Source organism: Pseudomonas sp. SBB6 (assembly GCF_024213215.1).
Taxonomy (GTDB): Bacteria; Pseudomonadota; Gammaproteobacteria; order Pseudomonadales; family Pseudomonadaceae; genus Aquipseudomonas; species Aquipseudomonas donghuensis.
On sequence record NZ_JANAVH010000013.1, the window covers coordinates 24,955 to 45,881 of the forward strand.

At 65.0% G+C, this 20,927-nt stretch carries 17 protein-coding genes and 1 pseudogene; 2 read left to right on the plus strand and 16 right to left on the minus strand.

Annotation, left to right across the window (positions count from 1 at the left end; translation table 11 throughout):
- Positions 1–35: 35 nt before the first annotated feature.
- From mobA to NLX68_RS22105, 3 genes are all read right to left on the minus strand, one after another.
- Positions 36–644, minus strand: a complete 609-nt coding sequence (gene mobA, locus NLX68_RS22095) for a molybdenum cofactor guanylyltransferase MobA (RefSeq protein ID WP_254285797.1) — start codon at positions 642–644, stop codon at positions 36–38.
- A gap of 61 nt (positions 645–705) precedes the next feature.
- Positions 706–3,840: an efflux RND transporter permease subunit gene (locus NLX68_RS22100; RefSeq protein ID WP_254285798.1), complete on the minus strand. Its 3,135-nt coding sequence runs from the start codon at positions 3,838–3,840 to the stop codon at positions 706–708.
- A gap of 11 nt (positions 3,841–3,851) precedes the next feature.
- On the minus strand, positions 3,852–5,030 hold the full coding sequence (locus NLX68_RS22105; protein ID WP_254285799.1) for an efflux RND transporter periplasmic adaptor subunit: 1,179 nt from the start codon (positions 5,028–5,030) through the stop codon (positions 3,852–3,854).
- A 156-nt stretch (positions 5,031–5,186) separates the two neighbouring features.
- Here NLX68_RS22105 and NLX68_RS22110 point away from each other — a divergent pair, with 156 nt between their 5' ends.
- Both NLX68_RS22110 and NLX68_RS22115 read left to right on the plus strand, forming a co-directional pair.
- Positions 5,187–5,888 carry a response regulator transcription factor gene (locus NLX68_RS22110; protein WP_010225242.1) on the plus strand — a complete coding sequence of 234 codons (702 nt, stop codon included), beginning with the start codon at positions 5,187–5,189 and terminating at the stop codon, positions 5,886–5,888.
- A gap of 6 nt (positions 5,889–5,894) precedes the next feature.
- The gene (locus tag NLX68_RS22115; protein ID WP_010225243.1) at positions 5,895–7,193 is read left to right on the plus strand and encodes an ATP-binding protein; all 1,299 of its coding nucleotides are present in this window, start codon (positions 5,895–5,897) and stop codon (positions 7,191–7,193) included.
- Here NLX68_RS22115 and paaZ read toward each other — a convergent pair.
- The 13 genes and pseudogenes from paaZ to paaH all read right to left on the minus strand — a co-directional run bounded on the left by paaZ (position 7,174) and on the right by paaH (position 20,925).
- On the minus strand, positions 7,174–9,243 hold the full coding sequence (gene paaZ / locus NLX68_RS22120; protein WP_254285800.1) for a phenylacetic acid degradation bifunctional protein PaaZ: 2,070 nt from the start codon (positions 9,241–9,243) through the stop codon (positions 7,174–7,176). The two genes, NLX68_RS22115 and paaZ, sit on opposite strands and share 20 nt — an antisense overlap.
- A 47-nt stretch (positions 9,244–9,290) precedes the next feature.
- On the minus strand, positions 9,291–10,532 hold the full coding sequence (locus NLX68_RS22125) for an OprD family porin (protein WP_254285801.1): 1,242 nt from the start codon (positions 10,530–10,532) through the stop codon (positions 9,291–9,293).
- 36 nt (positions 10,533–10,568) lie between these two features.
- Positions 10,569–12,128, minus strand: a pseudogene (locus NLX68_RS22130) (cation acetate symporter); the annotation flags it as partial.
- Positions 12,128–12,436, minus strand: coding sequence for a DUF485 domain-containing protein (locus NLX68_RS22135; RefSeq protein ID WP_010225248.1), 309 nt, complete (start codon positions 12,434–12,436; stop codon positions 12,128–12,130). The gene NLX68_RS22135 and the pseudogene NLX68_RS22130, both read right to left, overlap by 1 nt.
- A 77-nt stretch (positions 12,437–12,513) precedes the next feature.
- Positions 12,514–13,590: a 1,2-phenylacetyl-CoA epoxidase subunit PaaE gene (gene paaE, locus NLX68_RS22140; RefSeq protein ID WP_254285802.1), complete on the minus strand. Its 1,077-nt coding sequence runs from the start codon at positions 13,588–13,590 to the stop codon at positions 12,514–12,516.
- 32 nt (positions 13,591–13,622) lie between these two features.
- Complete coding sequence (gene paaD, locus NLX68_RS22145) at positions 13,623–14,156, minus strand: 1,2-phenylacetyl-CoA epoxidase subunit PaaD (RefSeq protein WP_010225252.1); 534 nt, start codon at positions 14,154–14,156, stop codon at positions 13,623–13,625.
- A complete protein-coding gene (gene paaC, locus NLX68_RS22150; RefSeq protein WP_010225254.1) occupies positions 14,143–14,898 on the minus strand; it encodes a 1,2-phenylacetyl-CoA epoxidase subunit PaaC in 756 nt (251 codons plus the stop codon). Before paaC ends, paaD begins: the two co-directional genes overlap by 14 nt.
- A gap of 1 nt (position 14,899) precedes the next feature.
- On the minus strand, positions 14,900–15,181 hold the full coding sequence (gene paaB, locus NLX68_RS22155) for a 1,2-phenylacetyl-CoA epoxidase subunit PaaB (RefSeq protein ID WP_254285803.1): 282 nt from the start codon (positions 15,179–15,181) through the stop codon (positions 14,900–14,902).
- A 14-nt stretch (positions 15,182–15,195) separates the two neighbouring features.
- On the minus strand, positions 15,196–16,185 hold the full coding sequence (gene paaA, locus NLX68_RS22160; RefSeq protein ID WP_010225258.1) for a 1,2-phenylacetyl-CoA epoxidase subunit PaaA: 990 nt from the start codon (positions 16,183–16,185) through the stop codon (positions 15,196–15,198).
- A 201-nt stretch (positions 16,186–16,386) separates the two neighbouring features.
- Positions 16,387–17,697: a phenylacetate--CoA ligase PaaK gene (gene paaK / locus NLX68_RS22165; protein ID WP_254285804.1), complete on the minus strand. Its 1,311-nt coding sequence runs from the start codon at positions 17,695–17,697 to the stop codon at positions 16,387–16,389.
- A gap of 69 nt (positions 17,698–17,766) precedes the next feature.
- A complete protein-coding gene (gene pcaF / locus NLX68_RS22170) occupies positions 17,767–18,978 on the minus strand; it encodes a 3-oxoadipyl-CoA thiolase (RefSeq protein WP_254285805.1) in 1,212 nt (403 codons plus the stop codon).
- Entirely contained in the window at positions 18,975–19,415 is a 441-nt protein-coding gene (gene paaI / locus NLX68_RS22175; protein ID WP_254285806.1) for a hydroxyphenylacetyl-CoA thioesterase PaaI, read from the minus strand. The genes pcaF and paaI overlap by 4 nt, the downstream gene beginning before the upstream one ends.
- The gene (gene paaH / locus NLX68_RS22180) at positions 19,408–20,925 is read right to left on the minus strand and encodes a 3-hydroxyacyl-CoA dehydrogenase PaaH (RefSeq protein WP_254285807.1); all 1,518 of its coding nucleotides are present in this window, start codon (positions 20,923–20,925) and stop codon (positions 19,408–19,410) included. The genes paaI and paaH overlap by 8 nt, the downstream gene beginning before the upstream one ends.
- Positions 20,926–20,927: the final 2 nt, after the last annotated feature.

The following is a 20,927-nucleotide window of genomic DNA, read 5'->3' on the forward strand; positions in this document are numbered from 1 at the left end:
CATCGCGGGGCAAGCCCGCTGCCACAGGTCGTGCATCAATCTGTGGGAGCGGGCTTGCCCCGCGATGATGAGTTGCGCAAAAATTCCGGGGTATTGAAATTGCTCAGGCGCAGGTCGCCCTCGGCGCACTCCAGGGCCCGCACCGGGTGCTGGCGCAAGGTCCGTTGCACACCTCTATCGCCCGCATCCCACGCTCGCTGAAAGTCAGGGCGCAGGGCACAGGGAATCAGGCTGAACATCGGCTGCCAGTAGTCTCCCTGGCGAATCATCGCCGGCTGCTGCTGGTTGTTGGCCAGGTGCATCAGGTCGAGGATCAGCGCCTGGTCGATCAACGGCGCATCACAGGCCAGCACCAGCATCCAGTCATGCCGCGCCACCGCCAGCCCCGCCAGCACCCCGGCCAGTGGCCCGGGGAAATCCGCTTCGGCATCCCCCACCAACTGATCGGCATAGGGCCGGTACAGGTCCTGGTTGCGGTTGCAGGAAATGATCAGGTCGTCGGTCAGTGGCCGCACCACGGCGTGGATGTGGGCGATCAGCGGTTGGCCCTGCCAGTCGAGCAGGCCTTTGTCCTGGCCGCCCATGCGCTGGCCGCGGCCACCGGCAAGGATGAGGATGGAGCAGGGGGGAGGGGCGGCGGGCATGGTCAGGGTTCCTGGCGGTATCAGCCGATCACCTTCCCATGCACGCCGCAGTCTGTCCAGATCAGCTGTCGCTGGCCACGGGCGCGGACGCTTGGGCATGGCCCTTGGCCCGGCGCTTGCCGGTCAGGCGCATCACCACCACGAAGAACACCGGTACGAACACCACCGCCAGGGTGGCGCTGAGCATGCCGCCGATCACCCCGGTACCGATGGCCTGCTGGCTGGCCGAGCTGGCGCCGCTGGCAATCGCCAGGGGCACCACGCCGAGGATGAACGCCAGCGAGGTCATGACGATCGGGCGCAAGCGCAAACGTGCGGCTTGCACGGTGGCATCGACCAGGTCGTGACCTTCATCGACCAGGCTCTTGGCGAACTCGATGATCAGGATGGCGTTTTTCGCTGACAGGCCGATCAGGGTGATCAGGCCGACCTTGAAGAACACGTCGTTGGGCATGCCGCGCAGGCTCACCGCAATCACCGCGCCCAGTACGCCCAGCGGCACCACCAGCAGCACCGAGGTCGGGATCGACCAGCTCTCGTACAACGCCGCCAGGCACAGGAACACCACCAGCAGCGACAGGCCCATGAGGATCGGCGCCTGGGCGCCGGACAGGCGCTCCTGCAGCGACAGGCCGGTCCATTCCAGGCCCATGCCCTGAGGCAGTTGATCGACCAGGCGCTGGATCTCGTTCATCGCCTCGCCGGAGCTGTGGCCCGGTGCCGGCTCGCCTGACACGGCAATGGCCGGGTAGCCGTTATAGCGGGTCAACTGCACGGGGCCGGTGATCCACTTGGCCTGGACGAAGGCCGACAGCGGCACCATCTTGCCGCTGCTGTTGCGCACGTGGATCTTCAGCAGGTCGTCGACCTGGCTGCGCTGGTCGCCTTCGGCCTGCACCACCACGCGCTGCATGCGCCCCTGGTTGGGGAAGTCGTTGACGTAGTTGGAGCCCACCGCAGTGTTGAGCACGTTGCCGATATCGGCAAACGACACGCCCAGGGCATTGGCTTGCTTGCGGTCGACTTCCAGCTGCACCTGCGGGCTTTCGGCCAGGGCGCTTTCGCGCACGTTGACCAGCAGCGGGCTTTTTTCCGCGGCGGCGAGCAACTGGTCGCGCGCCGCCATCAGCCCGGCATGGCCGAGGCCGCCACGGTCCTGCAGACGGAACTCGAAACCGCTGGACGTGCCCAGGCCATCCACCGGCGGCGGCAGCACCGAATAGGCAATGGCGTCCTTGAGCTGGCTGAACGCGGCGTTGGCGCGGTCGGCGATGGACTGGGCGCTGTCATCGCTGCCACGCTCGGACCAGTCCTTGAGCGTAGTGAACGCCAGAGCTGCGTTCTGGCCGTTGCCGGAGAAGCTGAAGCCGAGAATCAGGGTACTGTTACCGACGCCAGGTTCTGTAGCGTTATGCGCCTCGATCTGCGCTGCCACCTGTTCGGTGCGGGCACGGCTGGCCCCCGGCGGCAGCTGGATGTCGGTAATGGTGTAACCCTGGTCTTCGGTGGGCAGGAACGAGGAGGGCAGTTGGCTGAAGCCGTACACCAGCCCGGCTACCAGCACCACGTACACCAGCAGATAGCGGCCACTGCGCTTGAGGGCCTGGATCACCCAGCGCTGGTAGCCATTGGTCAGGCTTTCGAAGCGGCGGTTGAACCAGCCGAAGAAGCCGGTTTTCTCGTGGTGCGAGCCCTTGGCGATCGGCTTGAGCAGGGTCGCGCACAGGGCCGGGGTCAGGCTCAGGGCGAGGAACGCCGAGAACAGGATCGACACCGCCATCGACACCGAGAACTGCTGGTAGATCACCCCCACCGAGCCTTTCATGAAGGCCATCGGCAGGAACACCGCCACCAGCACCAGGGTGATGCCGACGATGGCGCCGCTGATCTGGCTCATGGCCTTTTTCGTCGCCTCGCGCGGCGCCAGGCCTTCCTCGCTCATGATCCGCTCGACGTTCTCGACCACGACGATGGCGTCGTCGACCAGGATACCGATGGCCAGGACCATGCCGAACAGGGTCAGCACGTTGACCGAGAAGCCCAGCGCCAGCATCACCGCAAAGGTACCCATCAGCGCCACCGGCACTACCAGGGTCGGGATCAGGGTGTAGCGGATGTTCTGCAGGAACAGGAACATCACCGCGAACACCAGGGCCATGGCTTCGAGCAGGGTGGTGATGACCTGCTGGATCGAGACCTTGACGAACGGCGAGGTGTCGTAGGGGATGTCGAACTTGGCCCCCGGCGGCAGGTAGCGCGACAGCTCGTTGAGCTTGGCTTGCACCAGGGTCGCGGTTTCCATGGCGTTGGCGCCGGGCGACAGCTGCACGCTGAAGGCGCTGCTCGGCTTGCCGTTGAGGCGGGTGCCGTACTGGTACTCCTGGCTGCCGATCTCGACCCGGGCGACGTCGCCGATGGTCACGGTCGAGCCATCGGGATTGGCGCGCAGGACGATGTCCTTGAACTCCTGCACGGTGCTGAGCTGGCCCTTGATCACCACGTTGGCGGTGATTTCCTGGGTGCCGGTACCCGGCAGGTCGCCGATACTGCCCGGCGCCACCTGGGCGTTCTGCGCAGCGATGGCGTTGTTGACGTCATCCGGGGTCAGGTTGAAACCGATCAGCTTGGCCGGGTCGATCCAGATGCGCATGGCCCGTTCCGAACCATACAGCTGCGCCTTGCCGACACCCTTGAGGCGGCGGATCTCGTTCATCACGTTCCGGGCGAGAAAGTCGCTCAGGGTCACTTCATCGAGGCTGCCGTCCATGGCGGTGAGGGTGACCATCAACAGGAAGCCGGTGGAGACTTTCTCTACCTGCAGGCCTTGTTGGGTGACCGGGCGCGGCAGGCGCGACTCGACCACTTTCAGGCGGTTCTGCACGTCGACCTGGGCCAGGTCCGGGTTGGTGCCCGGCTCGAAGGTGGCGGTGATGGTGGCGCTGCCCAGGCTGCTTTGCGAGCTGAAGTAGAGCAGGTTGTCGGCACCGTTGAGCTCTTCCTCGATCAGGCTGACCACGCTGTCGTCGATGGTCTGCGCCGAGGCGCCGGGGTACACGGCATAGATTTCTACCTGCGGCGGCGCCACGTCGGGGTATTGCGCCACCGGCAGCTGCGGGATGGCCAGGGCGCCGGCCAGCAGGATGAACAAGGCGACCACCCAGGCGAAGACCGGGCGGTCAATGAAAAACTGCGGCATGAATCAGGCCCTCACTGGCCGTTGGACTGAACGATGGGAAGGGCGTCCTTGCCCGCGTTGTCGACCTGTACCTGGTCGCCGGGGTTGACGTGCTGCAGACCTTCGACCACCACCCGGTCGCCGGGGGCCAGGCCGTCGCTGACGATCCAGCGGTCGTTCTGCACGCTGCCCAATACCACCGAACGTTCGCTGATGCGCTGTTCGGCATCCACCAGCATTACCTTCGGGTTGCCTGCACTGTCACGCAGGATGGCCCGTTGCGGCACGCTGATGCCTTGTTGCTTGACCGCCTGCTCCAGGCGCACGCGGATGAAACTGCCCGGCAGCAGGTCCAGGTCCGGGTTGGGGAACTCGCTGCGCAGGGTGATCTGCCCGGTGCTCGGGTCGACGCTGATGTCCGAGAACAGCAATTTGCCCGGCAGCGGGTAGGGCGTGCCGTCGTCCTGGATCAGCGTCGCGCTGGCCTGGTCCTGGCCCACCTGCTGCAGTTCGCCGGCACGCAGGGCGCGGCGCAGGGCATTGAGCTCGCGGGTCGACTGGGTGACGTCGGCATGGATCGGGTTCAACTGCTGGATGGTCGCCAGCGGCGTGGTTTCGTTCTGCCCCACCAGGGCGCCTTCGGTCACCAGGGCGCGACCGATGCGCCCGGAAATCGGCGCGGTGACGGTGGCGTAGCCGAGGTTGAGCTTGGCCCGCTCGAGCGCAGCCTTGGCGGCGGCGACATCGGCATCGGCTTGCAGGAAGGCGGCGCGGGCGTTGTCATGCTCCTGGCGGCTGATCGCATTGATGCCGATCAGCTCGCGATAGCGCTGGTCCTGCAAGCGCGCCTGGAACAGCGTGGCTTCGGCGCGGGCCAGGCTTGCGCGGGCGCTGTCGTAATCGGCCTGGAACGGCGCCGGGTCGATGCGAAACAGCACATCGCCCTGTTTGACGTCGCTGCCTTCGCGGTACACACGCTTGAGCACCACCCCGGCCACCCGTGCACGTACCTCGGCGGTACGTGGGGCAAGGATGCGGCCATTGAGCTCGGTGCTGATCGCCAGCGGCTGCACGCGCACGGTCTCGACCTTGACGGCGCTCGGCGGGGCCTTCTCTTCGGCCGGCGATTTGTCGTCGCAGGCGCTCAGGGCAAAGGTGATCAACAACAGCGGCGCCAGGGCGCGCAGACGGGCGGGACTTGTACTGGACATGCGGATCTTCCGAAAATGACCCGGCAATGCTAAGGCAGGCGACCGACGGGCAACAGTTAAGCTGTGTAGGCCATGTGTAAAAAAGTGTGAAGCTTTATCCTGCGAGCGCGTGAGCTCTTATATCCTGCCTGACTTTCCCAGCCTGTCAAACTACCCATGCCGAATATCCTCCTGGTCGAAGACGACTGCGCCCTGTCCGAACTGATCGCCAGCTACCTGCAGCGCAACGACTTCAGTGTCAATGTGATTGCCCGTGGCGACCATGTGCTGGCCGAAGCCCGGCGCAACAAGCCGGACCTGGTGATCCTCGACCTGATGCTGCCGGGCCTCGATGGCCTGCAGGTGTGCCGGCTGCTGCGCGCCGAGTCCCAGGCCTTGCCGATCCTGATGCTGACCGCCCGCGACGACAGCCATGACCAGGTGCTGGGCCTGGAGATGGGCGCCGACGACTACGTGACCAAACCTTGCGAGCCACGGGTGCTGCTGGCCCGGGTGCGCACGTTGCTGCGCCGCAGCTGCATCAACGAGCCCCGGCTTGAAAGCGACCTGATCGTGGTCGGCGGCCTGCGCATCGACCTGGCCGAGCGCAACGTGTTCTGGCGCGAACAACCCGTGGAGCTGTCCAGCGGCGAGTTCAACCTGCTGGTGGTGCTGGCGCGCAACGCCGGGGTGGTGCTCAGCCGCGACCGTATCCTCCAGCAACTGCGCGGCATCGAGTTCAACGGTACCGACCGCTCGGTGGACGTGGCGATTTCCAAGCTGCGGCGCAAGTTCGACGACAGCGCCGGCGAAGCGCGCAAGATCAAGACCGTGTGGGGCAAGGGCTACCTGTTCAGCCGCGTCGAGTGGGAGTTCTAGCGGCTCATGCTGAAGATCCTCATCCGTCTGTACCTGATCACCATCGTGGCCTATGCCGGGGCGATCTTCCTGATTCCCGATGCCATCGTCGGCGCCTTTCATCAGCGCTTCATCGCCTACAACCTTGATCAGGCGCGGGGCGTGCAGCGCCTGATCGTCAAGCAGTTCGAGCAGGTGCCGGCCAGCGAGTGGCCGGCCAAGGCCAGGGAGCTGGCGGCGGATTTCGCGCCCCTTGAGATCGAACTGCGCCGCCAGGACCAGATCGGCCTGAGCCATGAAGAGCGCGATCGCCTCAACGCCGGGCAGAACGTGGTGCGCCTGGGCGACTGGGGCTACTACGAAACCGCCCTGGCGCCGCTGGACGACACCTGGCTGGTGGAACTGAGCAACCCGCCCGACCCGATGGACATCAGCCTGCTGTCCTGGGTGGTGACCGTACTGATTGGCGCCGCCTTGCTCGGTTGCCTGCTGTTCTGGGTATGGCCGCACTGGCGCGACCTTGAGCGCCTCAAGGAAACCGCACGGCGCCTGGGCCAGGGCGAGTTGTCGCAGCGCACCCATATTCCGCCGCGCTCGAACATCGGCGAACTGGCCCAGGTGTTCGACACCATGGCCCAGGACGTCGAACGCCTGCTGACCCAGCAGCGCGAACTGCTCAACGCCGTGTCCCATGAGCTGCGCACGCCGCTGACGCGCCTGGATTTTGGCCTGGTATTGCTGTTCGACGAGGTGCCGCCGAACTGCCGCAAGCGCCTGCTGGAACTGGTCGGCCATGTCCGCGAGCTGGATGAGCTGGTGCTCGAGCTGCTGTCCTATAGCCGCCTGCAGAACGCCGACCAGGCGCGCGAGCGGGTCGAGGTGTCGTTGCTGGAGCTGGTCGACAGTATTCTTGGCAGCTTTGCCGAGGAGCTCGATGGCCGCGGCATCGAATGGCAGGTGCGCGCCGACGACAAACTGCCGCGCTTCATCCTCGACCCACGGCTGACCGCCCGCGCCTTGCAGAACCTGGTGCGCAACGCCATGCGCTATTGCGACGGGCAGATCCTCCTACGCTTGAGCCTGGACCCGCAGGGCCATTGTCTGCTGACCGTGGAGGATGACGGCATCGGCATCCCGCCTGATCAGCGTGAGCTGATCTTCCAGCCGTTCTACCGCCTGGACCGCAGTCGCGACCGGACCACTGGCGGCTTTGGCCTGGGCCTGGCGATCAGCCGCCGGGCCATTGAAGGCCAGGGTGGCACGCTGACTGTCGGCCAGTCAGCGCTGGGTGGGGCGCAGTTCAAGATCAGGTTGCCACGGGGCTGACCTCACGTTTGACCACCAAGGTCAAAATGTCATAACTGGCCACCAGCTCTCCCAACTGGTTGGTCACCTCCACATCCCAGGCCACCACCCCTTGCGGGATGCCTTGCGGGCTGCTCTTGCCCTGGTCGATCTTGCGCTTGCAGGTCAGCCGGGCCTGGAGGGTGTCGCCAATGCCCACCGGGTTGATGAAGCGCAGGGTATCCAGGCCGTAGTTGGCCAGTACCGGACCGGGAGCGGCACTGACAAACAGCCCGGCAGCGGCCGACAGCACGAAGTAGCCGTGAGCGATGCGCTTGCCGAACTGCGAGTCCCTGGCGGCGATTTCGTCGAAGTGCATGTAGAAGTGATCGCCCGACAGGCAGCCGAAGTTCACCAGGTCGGCTTCGGTGACGGTACGTCGGTGGGTCAGCAACGACTCGCCGATGCGCAGGTCCTGGAAGTAACGGCGAAACGGATGCACCTCGGTTTCAATCACCTCGGCGCCGCGCACGTACTCGCCAGTGACCGCCGTGAGCATGCTCGGCGAGCCCTGGATCGCCGCCCGTTGCAGGTAGTGCTTGACCGCACGCAGGCCGCCGAGCTCTTCACCGCCACCGGCACGGCCCGGGCCGCCGTGCTTGAGTTGCGGCAGCGGCGAGCCATGGCCGGTGGACTCCGGCGCCGCCTGCGGGTCGAGGATCAGCAGCCGGCCGTGCCAGGCGGCTGCTACCGGGATGACCTTGGCCGCCACCTGGCGGTCGCAGGTCACCAGGCTGGCGACCAGGCTGCCTTTGCCCCGTGCGGCCAGGGCCAGGGCTTCGTCGAGGTCGTCATAGGCCATCAGGGTGCTGACCGGACCGAAGGCCTCGATGTCATGGGCGCCGCCTTCGGCATGCGGGTCGCGGGCCTGGAGCAGGGTCGGGGCAAAGAACGCCCCTTCGCTGACCCCTTCGCCACGCGGGGCGAAACCATCGCTGGCACCGAACAGCTGCTCGCAGCTTTGCAGCAGGCTGTGCAGGCGTTCACCGACATCGCGTTGCTGCTCATGGGAGGCCAGGGCGCCCATGCGTACGCCCTCGACCGACGGATCGCCCACCACCACCTGGCTCAGGCGCTCCCGCAGGGCGCTGGCGACGGCGTCGATGTGCCGGGCCGGGACGATGGCGCGGCGGATCGCCGTGCACTTTTGCCCGGCCTTGGTGGTCATTTCGCGGACCACTTCCTTGATGTACAGCTCGAACGCCGGATCGCCCGGCTTGACGTCCGGGCCGAGGATCGCGCAGTTGAGCGAGTCGGCTTCGGCGTTAAAGGGGACCGAGTGGCGGATCAGGTTCGGGGTCACGCGCAGTTTTGCCGCGGTGTCGGCCGAGCCGGTAAAAGTCACCAGGTCCTGGCCTTGCAGACGGTCGAGCAGGTCGCCGGTGCTGCCAATCACCAGTTGCAGGCTACCGGCCGGCAGCAGGCCGGATTGCGCCATCAGGCGCACCACCGCTTCGGTCAGGTAGCTGGTGGCGGTGGCGGGCTTGATGATGCAGGGCATGCCGGCCAGGAAGGTCGGGGCGAATTTCTCCAGCATGCCCCAGATCGGGAAGTTGAAGGCGTTGATATGCACCGCGAGGCCTGCCCGCGGGACCAGAATATGGCTGCCGACGAACGAGCCCTGTTTGCCCAGGGGGATGGCCGGGCCTTCGTGAAACACATTGCCCGAGGGCAGCTCACGCGCGCCGATGCCGGCGTAGGCGAACAGCGTGGCGTTGCCGCCTTCGATGTCGATCCAGCTGTCGGCACGGGTGGCGCCGCTGTGGTGGGAGAGGGCGTAGAGCTGCTCCTTGCGTTCGCTCAAGTACAAGGCCAGGGCCTTGAGGCGGGCGGCGCGTTGTTGGAAGTCCATGGCCATGAGGGCCTGCAGGCCCTGAGCGCGGGCATGCTCGATGGCCTCGGCAAAGTCCGCGCGCTCCTCGTGGCTGTAACCGATGATGTGGCCGTCCAGGGCACTGCGCAGCGGCGTGGCGCCGTGCTGGCCGATCCATCGGCCGGCAATGAAGCTTTGCAAGGTAGGGGCAGCAGACATCGGGTGTCCTCCGGTTTCAGGTAATCGATTGCACACAGGCTTGGCGCTTACCACAGCGCCAGGGTGTAGCCGATGATCAGGCGGTTCTCGTCCAGCGCCGTGGTCAGGCCGTTGCCCGAGCGAAACATCACATTGCGCCAACGCAGGCTGACGTTTTTCAGCGGGCCGCTCTGGATCACGTAGGTGATATCGGTGTCGCGCTCGCGCTCACGGCCGTTGTCGATCGCCCCGGCCTTGGCGTGACGGCCGTCGGTGTAACGGGTCATGAAGCTCAGGCCCGGTACGCCGAGCGCGGCGAAGTCGTAGTCGTAGCGCAGTTGCCAGGAGTCCAGCCCGGCGCGGGTGTAGGTGTTGTAGGTCACCAGGTTGACGGTGTAGGGGTCGCCACCGTTGAGAAACGGAAAGGCGCTGTCGCCAGACATCTGTTGCAGGTTGGCGGTGAACTTGTGCGCGCGCACGCCGAGGGCGAAGCTGGCGTTGAAGTTGCGGTTGTCGATTTGTCCGCCACGTTCGGCGCCATCGCCGCGGCTGTCGAAGTAACGCAGGTCGCTGCGCAGGTTCAGGCCCTCGGCCAATGGCAGGGTATGCACCAGGCCGACAAACTGCTGGCGGTAGATGTGCTCAAGCTTGCCGTAGTAGTAACTCAGGCTCAGCTGCGGGTTGAAGGCATAACTGCCGCCAGCAAAATCGAAGCCGTCGCTGCTGGCCGCGCCATAGCCGATATCGTCGCGGCTTGAAGAGTCGCGCAGGTTGGCCTTGGTCAGGCGCCCGGCATTGACCGTCAGGCCGTCGATTTCCTGGCTGGTGAGCAAGCCGCCCTGAAAGCTTGAGGCCAGCAGGCGGGTATCGTTGTACATCACCACCGGCAACAACGGCTGCAGGGTGCCCAGGCGCAACACGCTTTTCGAGGCGCGCAGCTTGGCGGTCAGGCCCAGTTCGCTGTAGTCGTCGGCCGGCTCCAGGCTGTTGCGCCCGTAGGGCAACAGGCCCGTGCCACGGCGGTCGCGGCTGGAGTCGAGCTTGATCCCCAGTTGGCCCATGGCGTCGACGCCAACGCCCACGGGGCCCTCGGTAAAGCCCGACTCCAGTTTAGCCGTGAAGCCCTGGCCCCATTCCTCGGCTTTGGCCTGGGGCGCGTTGTCCTGACGAAAATCGCGGTTCAGGTAATGGTTGCGCAGCTCGAGCTTGGCGTGGCTGTCAGCGAAAAAGTCCGCCATGGCCGGTGCGGCGACCATGGGCAGGGCAAGGCTGGCCAGCAGCGAGGCTGGCTTGAGGCGAATGTGGTTCATTCTTTTTATACCCGACAATCGTTTTTGTTGTTGGTGTCAGTGCTTGCTGGCGCCGGCGGCGCCGATCCCGGTCATGGAGCGAATGAACTGCGCGAGATAACGGCCACGTTCCTCGGTGGCCCGCGCCGAGGTGTCGGTGACCGAGAACAGCCAGGCGCCGAAGAAGGCCAGGCTCATCGAGAACAACGCCGGGTTGCTGTAGGGGAACAGCGCCTGCTGGTGATGCAGGACGTTGACCCACACCGCCGGGCTGAGCACCAGCAGGACGATCGCCGAGATCAACCCGCTCATGCTGCCGACCACCGCGCCGCGCGTGGTCAGGCCTTTCCAGAACATCGACAGGAACAGCACCGGGAAGTTGACCGAGGCGGCGATGGCCAGCACCAGGCCGGAGAGGAAGGCAATGTTCTGCGACTCGAACATCAGGCCGAGAATGATCGCCAGCACGCCAATCCCTAAGGTGGCAAGGCGCGAGACGCGCATCTCTTCCTTCTCGCTGGCCTGGCCCTTGCGGATCACGCAGGCATACAGGTCATGGGACACCGCCGAGGCGCCGGACAGCGCCAGGCCGGCGACCACGGCCAGGATCGTGGCGAAGGCCACCGCCGAAATGAAACCGAGGAACAGGTTGCCACCCACCGCCTGGGCCAGGTGCACCGCGATCATGTTGCCGCCGCCGATGATTGCGCCGCTGGCATCGCGGTAAGCCGGTTCGGTGCCGACCATGACAATGGCGCCAAAGCCGACCACGATCAGCAACAGGTAGAAGTAGCCAATGAAACCGGTGGCATAGAACACGCTCTTGCGCGCTTCCTTGGCGTCGCTGACGGTAAAGAAACGCATGAGGATATGCGGCAGCCCCGCCGTGCCGAACATCATCCCCAGGCCCAGGGAAATGGCATCTATCGGGTTGGACAGCAAACCACCGGGGGCCATGATCGCCGTGCCTTTGGCGTGCACCGCCGCCGCGCCGGCAAACATCGCCTCGGTGCTGAAGCCGAAATGCTTGAGCACCATGAAGGCCATGAAGCTGGTACCCGAGAGCAGCAAGACGGCCTTGATGATCTGCACCCAGGTGGTCGCCAGCATGCCGCCGAAGGTCACATAGAAGACCATCAGCACACCGACCAGCAGCACCGCATTGAAATAGCTGATGCCGAACAGCAGTTCGATCAGCTTGCCGGCACCCACCATTTGCGCCACCAGGTACATCAGCGCCACGGTCAGGGTGCCGAAGGCCGAGGTCAAGCGTACCGGCGTCTGCGCCAGGCGGTAGGACACCACGTCGGCGAAGGTGTACTTACCCAGGTTGCGCAGGCGTTCGGCAATCAGGAACAGGATGATCGGCCAGCCGGCCAGCACCCCCAGGGCATACAGCAGGCCATCGTAGCCGTTGAGGAACATCATCGCCGAGATGCCGAGGAAGGAGGCGGCGCTGATCATGTCGCCGGCAATGGCCAGGCCATTCTGAAAGCCGCTCAAGCCGCCGCCGGCGGTATAGAAGTCACTCGCCGAACGGGTGCGCAGCGCCGCCCAGCGGGTAATGCCAAGGGTGAACAGCACAAACAGCAGGAACATTGCGATCGCGGTCCAGTTCATTGTGCACACTCCCGCTTGACCTTGTCGTTCAAGGGGTCGAGCACATTGTTGGCGCGATGCACGTAGATCCCGGTAAGGGCAAACGAGGCCAGCACGATCAGCACCCCGACCAGCATGCCGACCGTGGTGACCCCACCGCTCAATGACTGGCCAAGGGTCTCGGGGGAGAACGCCACCAGCAGGACGAAGCCGTAATAGATGCACAGCATGATCAGGGTCAGGACCCCGTTCAGACGCCGTTTTCGTTTGACCAGTTGCTGGAAGTCAGGGTGCTGGCTGATGCTTTCGATGTCGTTGGGGGTCATGGCCGTACTCTTGTTATTTTGATTGTTGTCAGGACACGCGAGGTACCACAGGGAAAGCCGTCTTCTGCTCCTTGGGCTTAGAGTTGGTCGAAGTCCAGCACCACCTTGGCGCTGAGTGGATAGCTCTGGCACGACAGCACATAGCCGGCGGCCACTTCGTAGTCTTCAAGGGCGTGGTTGCTGTCCATTTCCACTTCGCCTTCGATGACCTTGCACTTGCAGGTCGAGCACACCCCGGCCTTGCACGAGTAGGGCAGCTCGGCGCCGATGGCATTGCCGGCATCCAGCACGCTCAGGGTGTTGCGCGGCAGCTCGAACGCCAACGCGCGGCCGTCGCTGATCACGGTGATCTGGCTGCTCTGCGGGTTCTCGACCCGGGCCGCTTCGCGTTGCTGGCGGCGTTGCTCATTGCCAGCGGCAGCGAACAACTCGAAATGAATGCGTTCAGCTGCCAGGCCATTGGCCTTGAGGCTGTCGCGCACCATCTCGGTCATGCTCTGCGGCCCGCAGATGAACGCGGCCTCCAGGCGCGGCGCATCCAGCCAGCGGCTGAACAGCAGGTTGCATTTGTCGGCATCGATACGACCGTTGTACAGGTCGATGTCCTGTTGCTCGCGGCTGAACACGAAGATCAGGTTCAGGCGTTGCAGGTAACGGTTCTTCAGGTCTTCGAGCTGCTCGCGAAACAGTGCCGAGGTGCTGGCGCGGTTGCCGTAGAGCAGGGTGAAGCGGCTATGCGGTTCGTGCTCCAGGGTGGTCTTGATGATCGACAGGATCGGCGTGATACCGCTGCCGGCCGCCACGGCCAGGTAGTTGCCCTGGCGCGCGGGGTCGAGCTGGACATGGAAGCTGCCGGCCGGCGGCATGACCTCGAGTACATCGCCCGCCGCCAGCACATCGTTGGCAAAGGCCGAGAAGCGCCCGCCGGCGACGCGTTTGACCGCCACCCGCAACTCGCCATCGTTGACCCCGGTGCAAATCGAATAGGAGCGGCGTACTTCTTCGTTGTCCAGGTGGGTACGCATGACCAGGTACTGGCCCTGGACGAAGTGAAACTGGTCGCGCAGGTCATCCGGTACGTCGAACAGGATCGACACCGCATCGCGGGTTTCATTACGCACTTGCTTGACGGTCAGGCTATGGAACTGGCTCATGGTCGTTCTCCATCAGGCGCAGCAATGTGCGCTCAGATGCATTTGAAATAGTCGAAAGGTTCACGGCAGTCGCAGCAGCGATACAGCGCCTTGCAGGCGGTCGAGCCGAACTGGCTGAGCAATTCGGTATGGCTGCTGCCGCATTGCGGGCAACTGATCAGCGGGCTGTCACCCAGCAGGCTGCGTTTGCTGGCGCTGCCTTGGGGCGCCGCGATGCCGTAGGCCTGCAGGCGCTCCCGGCCGCTGGCGCTGATCCAGTCGGTGGTCCAGGCCGGGTGCAATTGGCGCTTGAGCCGTGGTGTGACAAAGCCTGCGTCCTCCAGGGCCTGGCAGATGTCCTGCTCGATCACCTCGGTGGCCGGGCAGCCGGAGTAGGTTGGGGTGACCACCACCTGCAGGTGGCCGGTTTGCCAGCTCAGCTCGCGAACGATCCCAAGCTCCACCACGCTGACCACCGGCACTTCCGGGTCCATGACCTGGGCCAGTACGGCCCAAGCCCGGCTCAGGTCGTCGCCGCGCGCCGCCCGGGCGCCGCCATCGCTGGCAATCAGTTCACCAGGTTGCATCGGGGTAGGCTCGTGGCAGGAACTGCATTTCGGCCAGCAACAGGCCCAGGTGCTCGCTGTGAATGCCGCGGCGGCTGTCCAGGTAGAAGGGGCTGGCGGCGGCCGGGACGGGCAGGGTGGCGCTGGCGAACGTGCTGGCCACCTGCTGCTGCCAGGCGGCGGCGATGGCCTGCGGATCACCGATGATGCCGGCCTCGAACAGGCGTTGTTCGAGCGCGTCGCTGTTGACCAGCTCAACGGTAAAGCGCCACACCTGAGGGATGGCTGCCAGCATGCGCTGGTGGCTTTCTTCAGTGCCATCGCCCAGGCGTTCGATCCACTCGCCCGAGCGGCGCAAATGGTAGGTGACCTCTTTCAACGCCTTGGCGGCTATGCCCTGGATGCGCGGGTCGAGCGACTGGCTCAGTTGCTCCAGCACCTGGAAGTGCCAGGCGTCGTAGAGAAACTGCTTGAGCATGGTCACGGCGAAATCGCCATTGGGCTGTTCGACCAGCAGCAGGTTGCGGTAGTCGCGCTGATCGCGACGAAACACCAGATGATCGGCGTCGCGGCCGTCGTTGCTCATTTCGGCCGCGTAGTCCAGCCAGTTGCGGGCCTGGCCGACCAGGTCGAGGCCGACGTTCATCAGCGCCAGTTCTTCTTCCAGCGCCGGTGCATGGCCACACCATTCGCACAGGCGCTGGCCCTGGATCATGGCACTGTCGCCCAGGCGCAACAGGTAGGGGATCAGGTCCTGGGTCATCTTACATATGCCCCACTTCGGCCGGCAGCTCATAGAAGCTGGCGTGGCGGTAGACCTTGTCCTGTGATGGATCGAACAGCGGCTCTTTCTCGTCGGGCGAGGAAGCGATGATCAGCGTCGAGGGCACCACCCACAGGCTGACCCCTTCGTTGCGGCGGGTGTACAACTCGCGGGCGTTCTCGATCGCCATGGTGGCGTCGGCGGCGTGGACGCTACCGACATGCTTGTGGTTCAGGCCGTGCTTGCTGCGCACGAATACTTCAAACAGGGTCCATTCGGACATGGCGGGTTCTCCGGTCAGGCGGCGATCTTGTTGTGTTTTTTGCGGGCATGGGCGACGGCGGCGGCGCGGACCCAGGCGCCATCCTCGATGGCCTGGCGTCGGGTGGCGACGCGTTCCTGGTTGCACGGGCCGTTGCCCTTGAGCACTTCGTAGAACTCGTCCCACTGGATTTCGCCGAAGTCGTAATGGCCGCGCTCGGCGTTCCACTTCAGGGCCGGGTCCGGGACGCTGCAGCCGAGCAGTTCAAGCTGCGGGATGGTTTGGTCGATGAAGCGCTGGCGCAGTTCGTCGTTGCTCTGGCGCTTGATCTTCCAGGCCATGGACTGGGCGCTGTTGGGCGAGTGCTCGTCGCTGGGGCCGAACATCATCAGCGCCGGCCACCAGAGCCGGTTGATGGCGTCCTGGACCATGTCCTTCTGTACCTGGGTGCCGTGGCGCATCATGGTCAGGAGCATTTCGTAGCCCTGGCGCTGGTGGAAGCTCTCTTCCTTGCAGATGCGGATCATCGCCCGCGAGTAAGGGCCGTAGCTGGTGCGCTGCAGTACCACCTGGTTGACGATGGCGGCGCCGTCCACCAGCCAGCCCACCACGCCCATGTCAGCCCAGCTCAGGGTCGGGTAGTTGAAGATGCTCGAGTACTTGGCCTTGCCGTTGTGCAGCTTGGCGATTTCGCTGTCGCGGTCGGCGCCCAGGGTTTCCATGGCGCTGTACAGGTACAGGCCGTGGCCGGCTTCGTCCTGGATCTTGGCCATCAGCTGCAGCTTGCGCTTGAGGGTCGGGGCGCGGGTTACCCAGTTGCCCTCCGGCAGCATGCCGACGATTTCCGAGTGAGCGTGTTGCGAGATCTGCCGGATCAGGGTCTGGCGGTAGGCGTCGGGCATCCAGTTCTTGGCTTCGATCTTGATTTCGTCATCGATCCGTTGCTGGAACGCGCGCTCCTGCGCGGACATCTCATCCAGGCTCTTGAGGCGCTTGACGCCGGTTTCTACCAGTTGTGCGTACATGGGGTTCTCCAGCCTTTTATGAAGGGGGCTTTGAGGCTGAAGACAGTTATATGTGATACAGAGCAAAATATCAAACATAAAAATGTGTATCGAGTTCGTCTTGTGTATCGCTTTATTCGGGCATGAAAAAGCCCCGGCCGCGCGGGGCGTGACCTGCGAAGAGGTTGCGGGCAATGGGCCGCGAGGCGGCCCGCGGCTGTATTACTTGCGCTTGTCGAAGACGTGACAGGCCTTGCCTTCCGAGCGCTTGATCGAGTAGACGGGCTGTAGCACCACACGCGAACTGATGCCGATGTGAGTCTTGATATGGCGGCTCAGCTCATCGCACAGGTCCTGCTGGCGGGTCGGGTCCAGGTGCTGGTGTTCGCTTTTCAGTTCGACATGCACGTCGACGCTGTCCAGATTTCCATTACGATACAGATGTATTTCGTATACTTCTGAAAACTGTTTGATTTTAAGCAGCTGTTCCTCGACCTGCGTCGGGAACACGTTCACCCCGCGAATGATCAGCATGTCATCGCTACGGCCGGTGATCTTGTCGATACGCCGCATCGGTCGCGCCGTGCCGGGCAGCAGGCGGGTCAGGTCGCGGGTGCGATAACGGATCATCGGCAGCGCTTCCTTGCTCAGCGAGGTGAATACCAGTTCACCCAGCTCGCCGTCGGGCAGCACGGCGCCCGTGACCGGATCAATGATCTCGGGGTAGAAGTGGTCCTCCCAAACGGTCGGGCCATCCTTGCTTTCGGCGCACTCCATGGCCACCCCGGGGCCCATGATCTCCGACAGCCCGTAAATATCCAGGGCTTCAATGCCCAGGCGTGCCTCCAGGGCGCTGCGCAGTTCCGGGGTCCAGGGTTCGGCGCCAAAAATCCCCAGGCGCAGGGCCAGCGAATGCGGGTCGATGCCCTGGCGCTCGATCTCGTCGGCCAGGTTGAGCATGTACGAGGGGGTGACCATGATGATGTCGGGCTGGAAGTCGCGGATCAGCTGCACCTGTTTTTCAGTCTGGCCGCCGGACATGGGGATCACCGTGCAACCCAGGCGCTCGGCGCCATAGTGCGCCCCCAGCCCGCCGGTAAACAGGCCGTATCCGTAGGCAACATGGACCTTGTCGCCACGCCGCCCGCCGGCGGCGCGAATCGAGCGGGCGACGACATTGGCCCAGGTGTCGATGTCGTTCTGGGTATAGCCGACCACGGTCGGCTTGCCAGTAGTGCCGCTTGAGGCATGCAGGCGCACCACATCGTGCAGCGGTACGGCAAACAGGCCATAGGGGTAGTGGTCGCGCAGGTCGGCTTTACAGGTAAAGGGAAAGCGCGCCAGGTCGTCGAGCGAGCGGATGTCATCAGGGTGCACGCCCCGCTCATCGAAACGTTGCCGGTACATGGGCACGTTCTGGTAGGCATGGCTCAGGCTCCAGCGCAGGCGTTGCAGTTGATGCTGGCGCAGTTCGTCGATACTGGCGGTTTCCAGCGGGTCGAGCACGGGGGCATTGGGGGTCTGCATGTTCATGGCTTCACTCTAATTGTTGTTGTTTGTTGCCGTCTGCACGCGGCTTGAGTGTGGATCTAGGATACGGCGTCAGTCCTCCAGGCGCTCGATAATCAAGGCAATGCCCTGGCCGACGCCGATGCACATGGTGCACAGGGCATAACGCGCCTGGCGTTGCTCCAGTTCATGCAGCGCCGTGGTCACCAGGCGGGCACCGCTCATGCCCAGCGGATGCCCCAGGGCAATGGCGCCGCCGTTGGGGTTGACCCGCGGGTCGTCGTCGGCAAGCCCCAGCTCGCGCAGTACTGCCAGGCCCTGGGCGGCGAACGCTTCGTTGAGCTCGATCACCTCCATGTCGGCCAGGCTCAGCCCGGCGAGGGCTAACGCCTTGCGTGTCGCCGGCACCGGGCCGATGCCCATGATCCGGGGTTCGACCCCGGCCGTGGCCATCGCCAGCACCCGTCCGCGGGCTTTGAGAGCAAAGCGCTCGGCCTGTTCGCGGCTGGCCAGCAGCAGGGCGCAAGCCCCGTCATTCAGGCCTGAAGCATTACCGGCTGTCACCGTGCCGTTTTCCCTAAAGGGCGTAGGCAGTTTCTGTAATTGCGCGAGGGTTGTTTCTGCGCGGGGGTGTTCATCCTGCACGACGACGTTTGCCGGCCCTTTGCGCTGGGCGATGGTCACCGGCATGATCTCCCTGGCCAGACGTCCGCTGGCCAGGGCCGCTGCGGCACGCTGTTGGCTGCGCAGGGCAAAGGCATCCTGATCGGCCCGGGAAATGTTGAACTGCGCGGCGACGTTCTCGGCCGTTTCCGGCATGGAATCGATACCGTACTGCTGTTGCATCAGCGGGTTGACGAAGCGCCAGCCCAGGGTGGTGTCATACAGTTCAGCCTGGCGGGAAAACGCCTGTTCGGCCTTGGCCATGACCAGCGGCGCCCGCGACATCGACTCGACGCCCCCCACCAGCAGCAGCCCGGCCTCACCGCAGCGGATGGCGCGGGCGCCGCTGCCGATTGCATCCAGCCCCGAACCGCACAGGCGGTTGACGGTGGTGCCGGGCACGCTGGGCGGCAGGCCGGCCAGTAGCGCCGACATGCGCGCGACGTTGCGGTTGTCTTCACCTGCCTGGTTGGCGCAGCCATAGATCACATCGTCGACGGCGCTCCAGTCGACCTGCGGGTGGCGTTGGCACAGGGCGCGCAGGGGCAGGGCGCCGAGGTCGTCTGCACGCAGGCTGCTCAGGGCGCCAGCGTAGCGGCCGATCGGGGTGCGCAAGGCGTCAATGATCAGGGCGTCGGTCATGCCTGGGGCTCCTCGGGCAACACAGTACCGCGTACTTTGTAGGACTTGCCGTGGAACAGGGCGATCAACTGGCCCTGCTGGTTCTCGATGCGTACGGCATAGTTACCGGTACGCCCGCTGCGGCTTTGCTCGTTGCAGGTGGCGGTGAGGGTGTCGTCCAGGTGCGCCGGGGCGACGTAGTCGATACTGCAGCCCAGGGCGACGGTGGCTTCGTTGTGGCTATTGCAGGCAAAGGCAAAGGCCGAGTCGGCAAGGGCAAACAGGTAGCCGCCGTGGCAGGTGCCATGGCCCTGGAGCATGTCCTTGCGCACGCTCATGCCGACCCGGGCACTGCCGGGGCCGGCGGCCAGCAGGCGCATGCCCATGCCCTGGCTGGCCGGGTCGCGTTCGAACAGCGCCTGGGCGCAACGGCTGGCGAGGTCCAATCGTTCATTCATGAAAGCAGGCTCCTTCGGCCAGCAGCCGACGCAAGTGCAGGGAGGGGCGGTAGCGTTCTTCACCGTAGGCGGCCTGCAGGTTGCTCAGCACCTGCACCGTGTAGTCGATGCCCAGGGCGTCGGCCCAGGCCAGTGGGCCGCAGGGGTAATTGACCCCGGCGCACATCGCCAGGTCGATATCCGCGGCCGAAGCCACCCCGTGCAACAGGGCGTCGGCGCCTTCGTTGGCCAGGCAGACCACGGTGCGCAGCACGCACAGGGCCGGACTGTCGCGCAGAGCGGTTGGCGCAATGCCGGCGGCATTGAGCAGGGCCACCACCTGGTCGATGGCGGCGGGCGAGGTGTCGGCTGCCCAGCTGATGCCCAGGCGCCTGGCGCTGGCGTAGTCGAGTGCCAGATCGAGCAGGACCAGGTTGCTCAGGCCCTCATCCCTGGCCCGCTGGCTGGCCAGGCGGCCATCGCTCAGGGCCAGTGTCGCCTGGCCGATGCGCAACAGGCCGTTGCCGGGGCGGTGGCAGAGCGCCTGGCCTGCGCTGGCCAGGCGTTCAAGCAGGGGCGCGAGCAAGCCAGGCTCGCCTTCGACGAACAGGGTGTCGGGCACGGCCTGGCTTTCCAGGCTCAGCGGTTGCGGGCGCAGTGCGTGTTGGTGATAGTCATAGAAGCCCCGGCCGCTCTTGCGCCCCAGGTACCCGGCGTCGACCAGCGCCTTTTGTACCAGTGACGGCGTAAACCGCCGGTCCTGGTAGTAGGCGTCGAATACCGAACAGGTCACGGCGTAGTTGACGTCGTGGCCGATCAGGTCGGTCAGTTCGAAGGCGCCCATGGCAAAGCCGCCAGCATCGCGCAGCAAGGCATCGAGGCTGGCGCAATCGCTCACCTGCTCCTGGAGCAGGCGCAGGCTTTCGGCGTAGAACGGGCGCGCGACCCGGTTGACGATAAAACCTGGGGTGGAGCGCGCCAGCACCGGCTGCTTGCCCCAGGCCAGGGCAGTGTCCTTGATGCACTCGGCGATCTGGCTGGCGGTGGCCAGCCCGCTGACCACTTCGACCAGGGCCATGACCGGCGCCGGATTGAAAAAGTGCATGCCCACCAGCCGTTGCGGGTGCGCAAGGCCGGCAGCCAGTTGCGTGATCGAGATTGACGAGGTGTTGCTGGCCAGGATGCAGTCGCTGCGGCACAGCGACTCCAATTGGCCTAACAACTCACGTTTGACCTCAAGCTTCTCGACGATGGCCTCGATCACCAGGCCCGCGTCGGCCAGCTCGTCCAGCTGCGCGGCGGGCCGCAGGCGAGCCAGGCATTCGGCCCGGGCGCTGGCGGCGAGCTTGCCGTTGGCCACGCGTTTGCCCAGATGCTGGTCGATGGCCGCAATGGCCTGGGCGGCGGCGCCGGGGCGGCTGTCGTACAACTGCACCCGGTGCCCGGCCTGGGCCGCCACCTGGGCGATACCGGCACCCATGGCCCCGGCGCCGATCACCGCGACCATGACGTTGTGACTGAGGGCAGTCATGC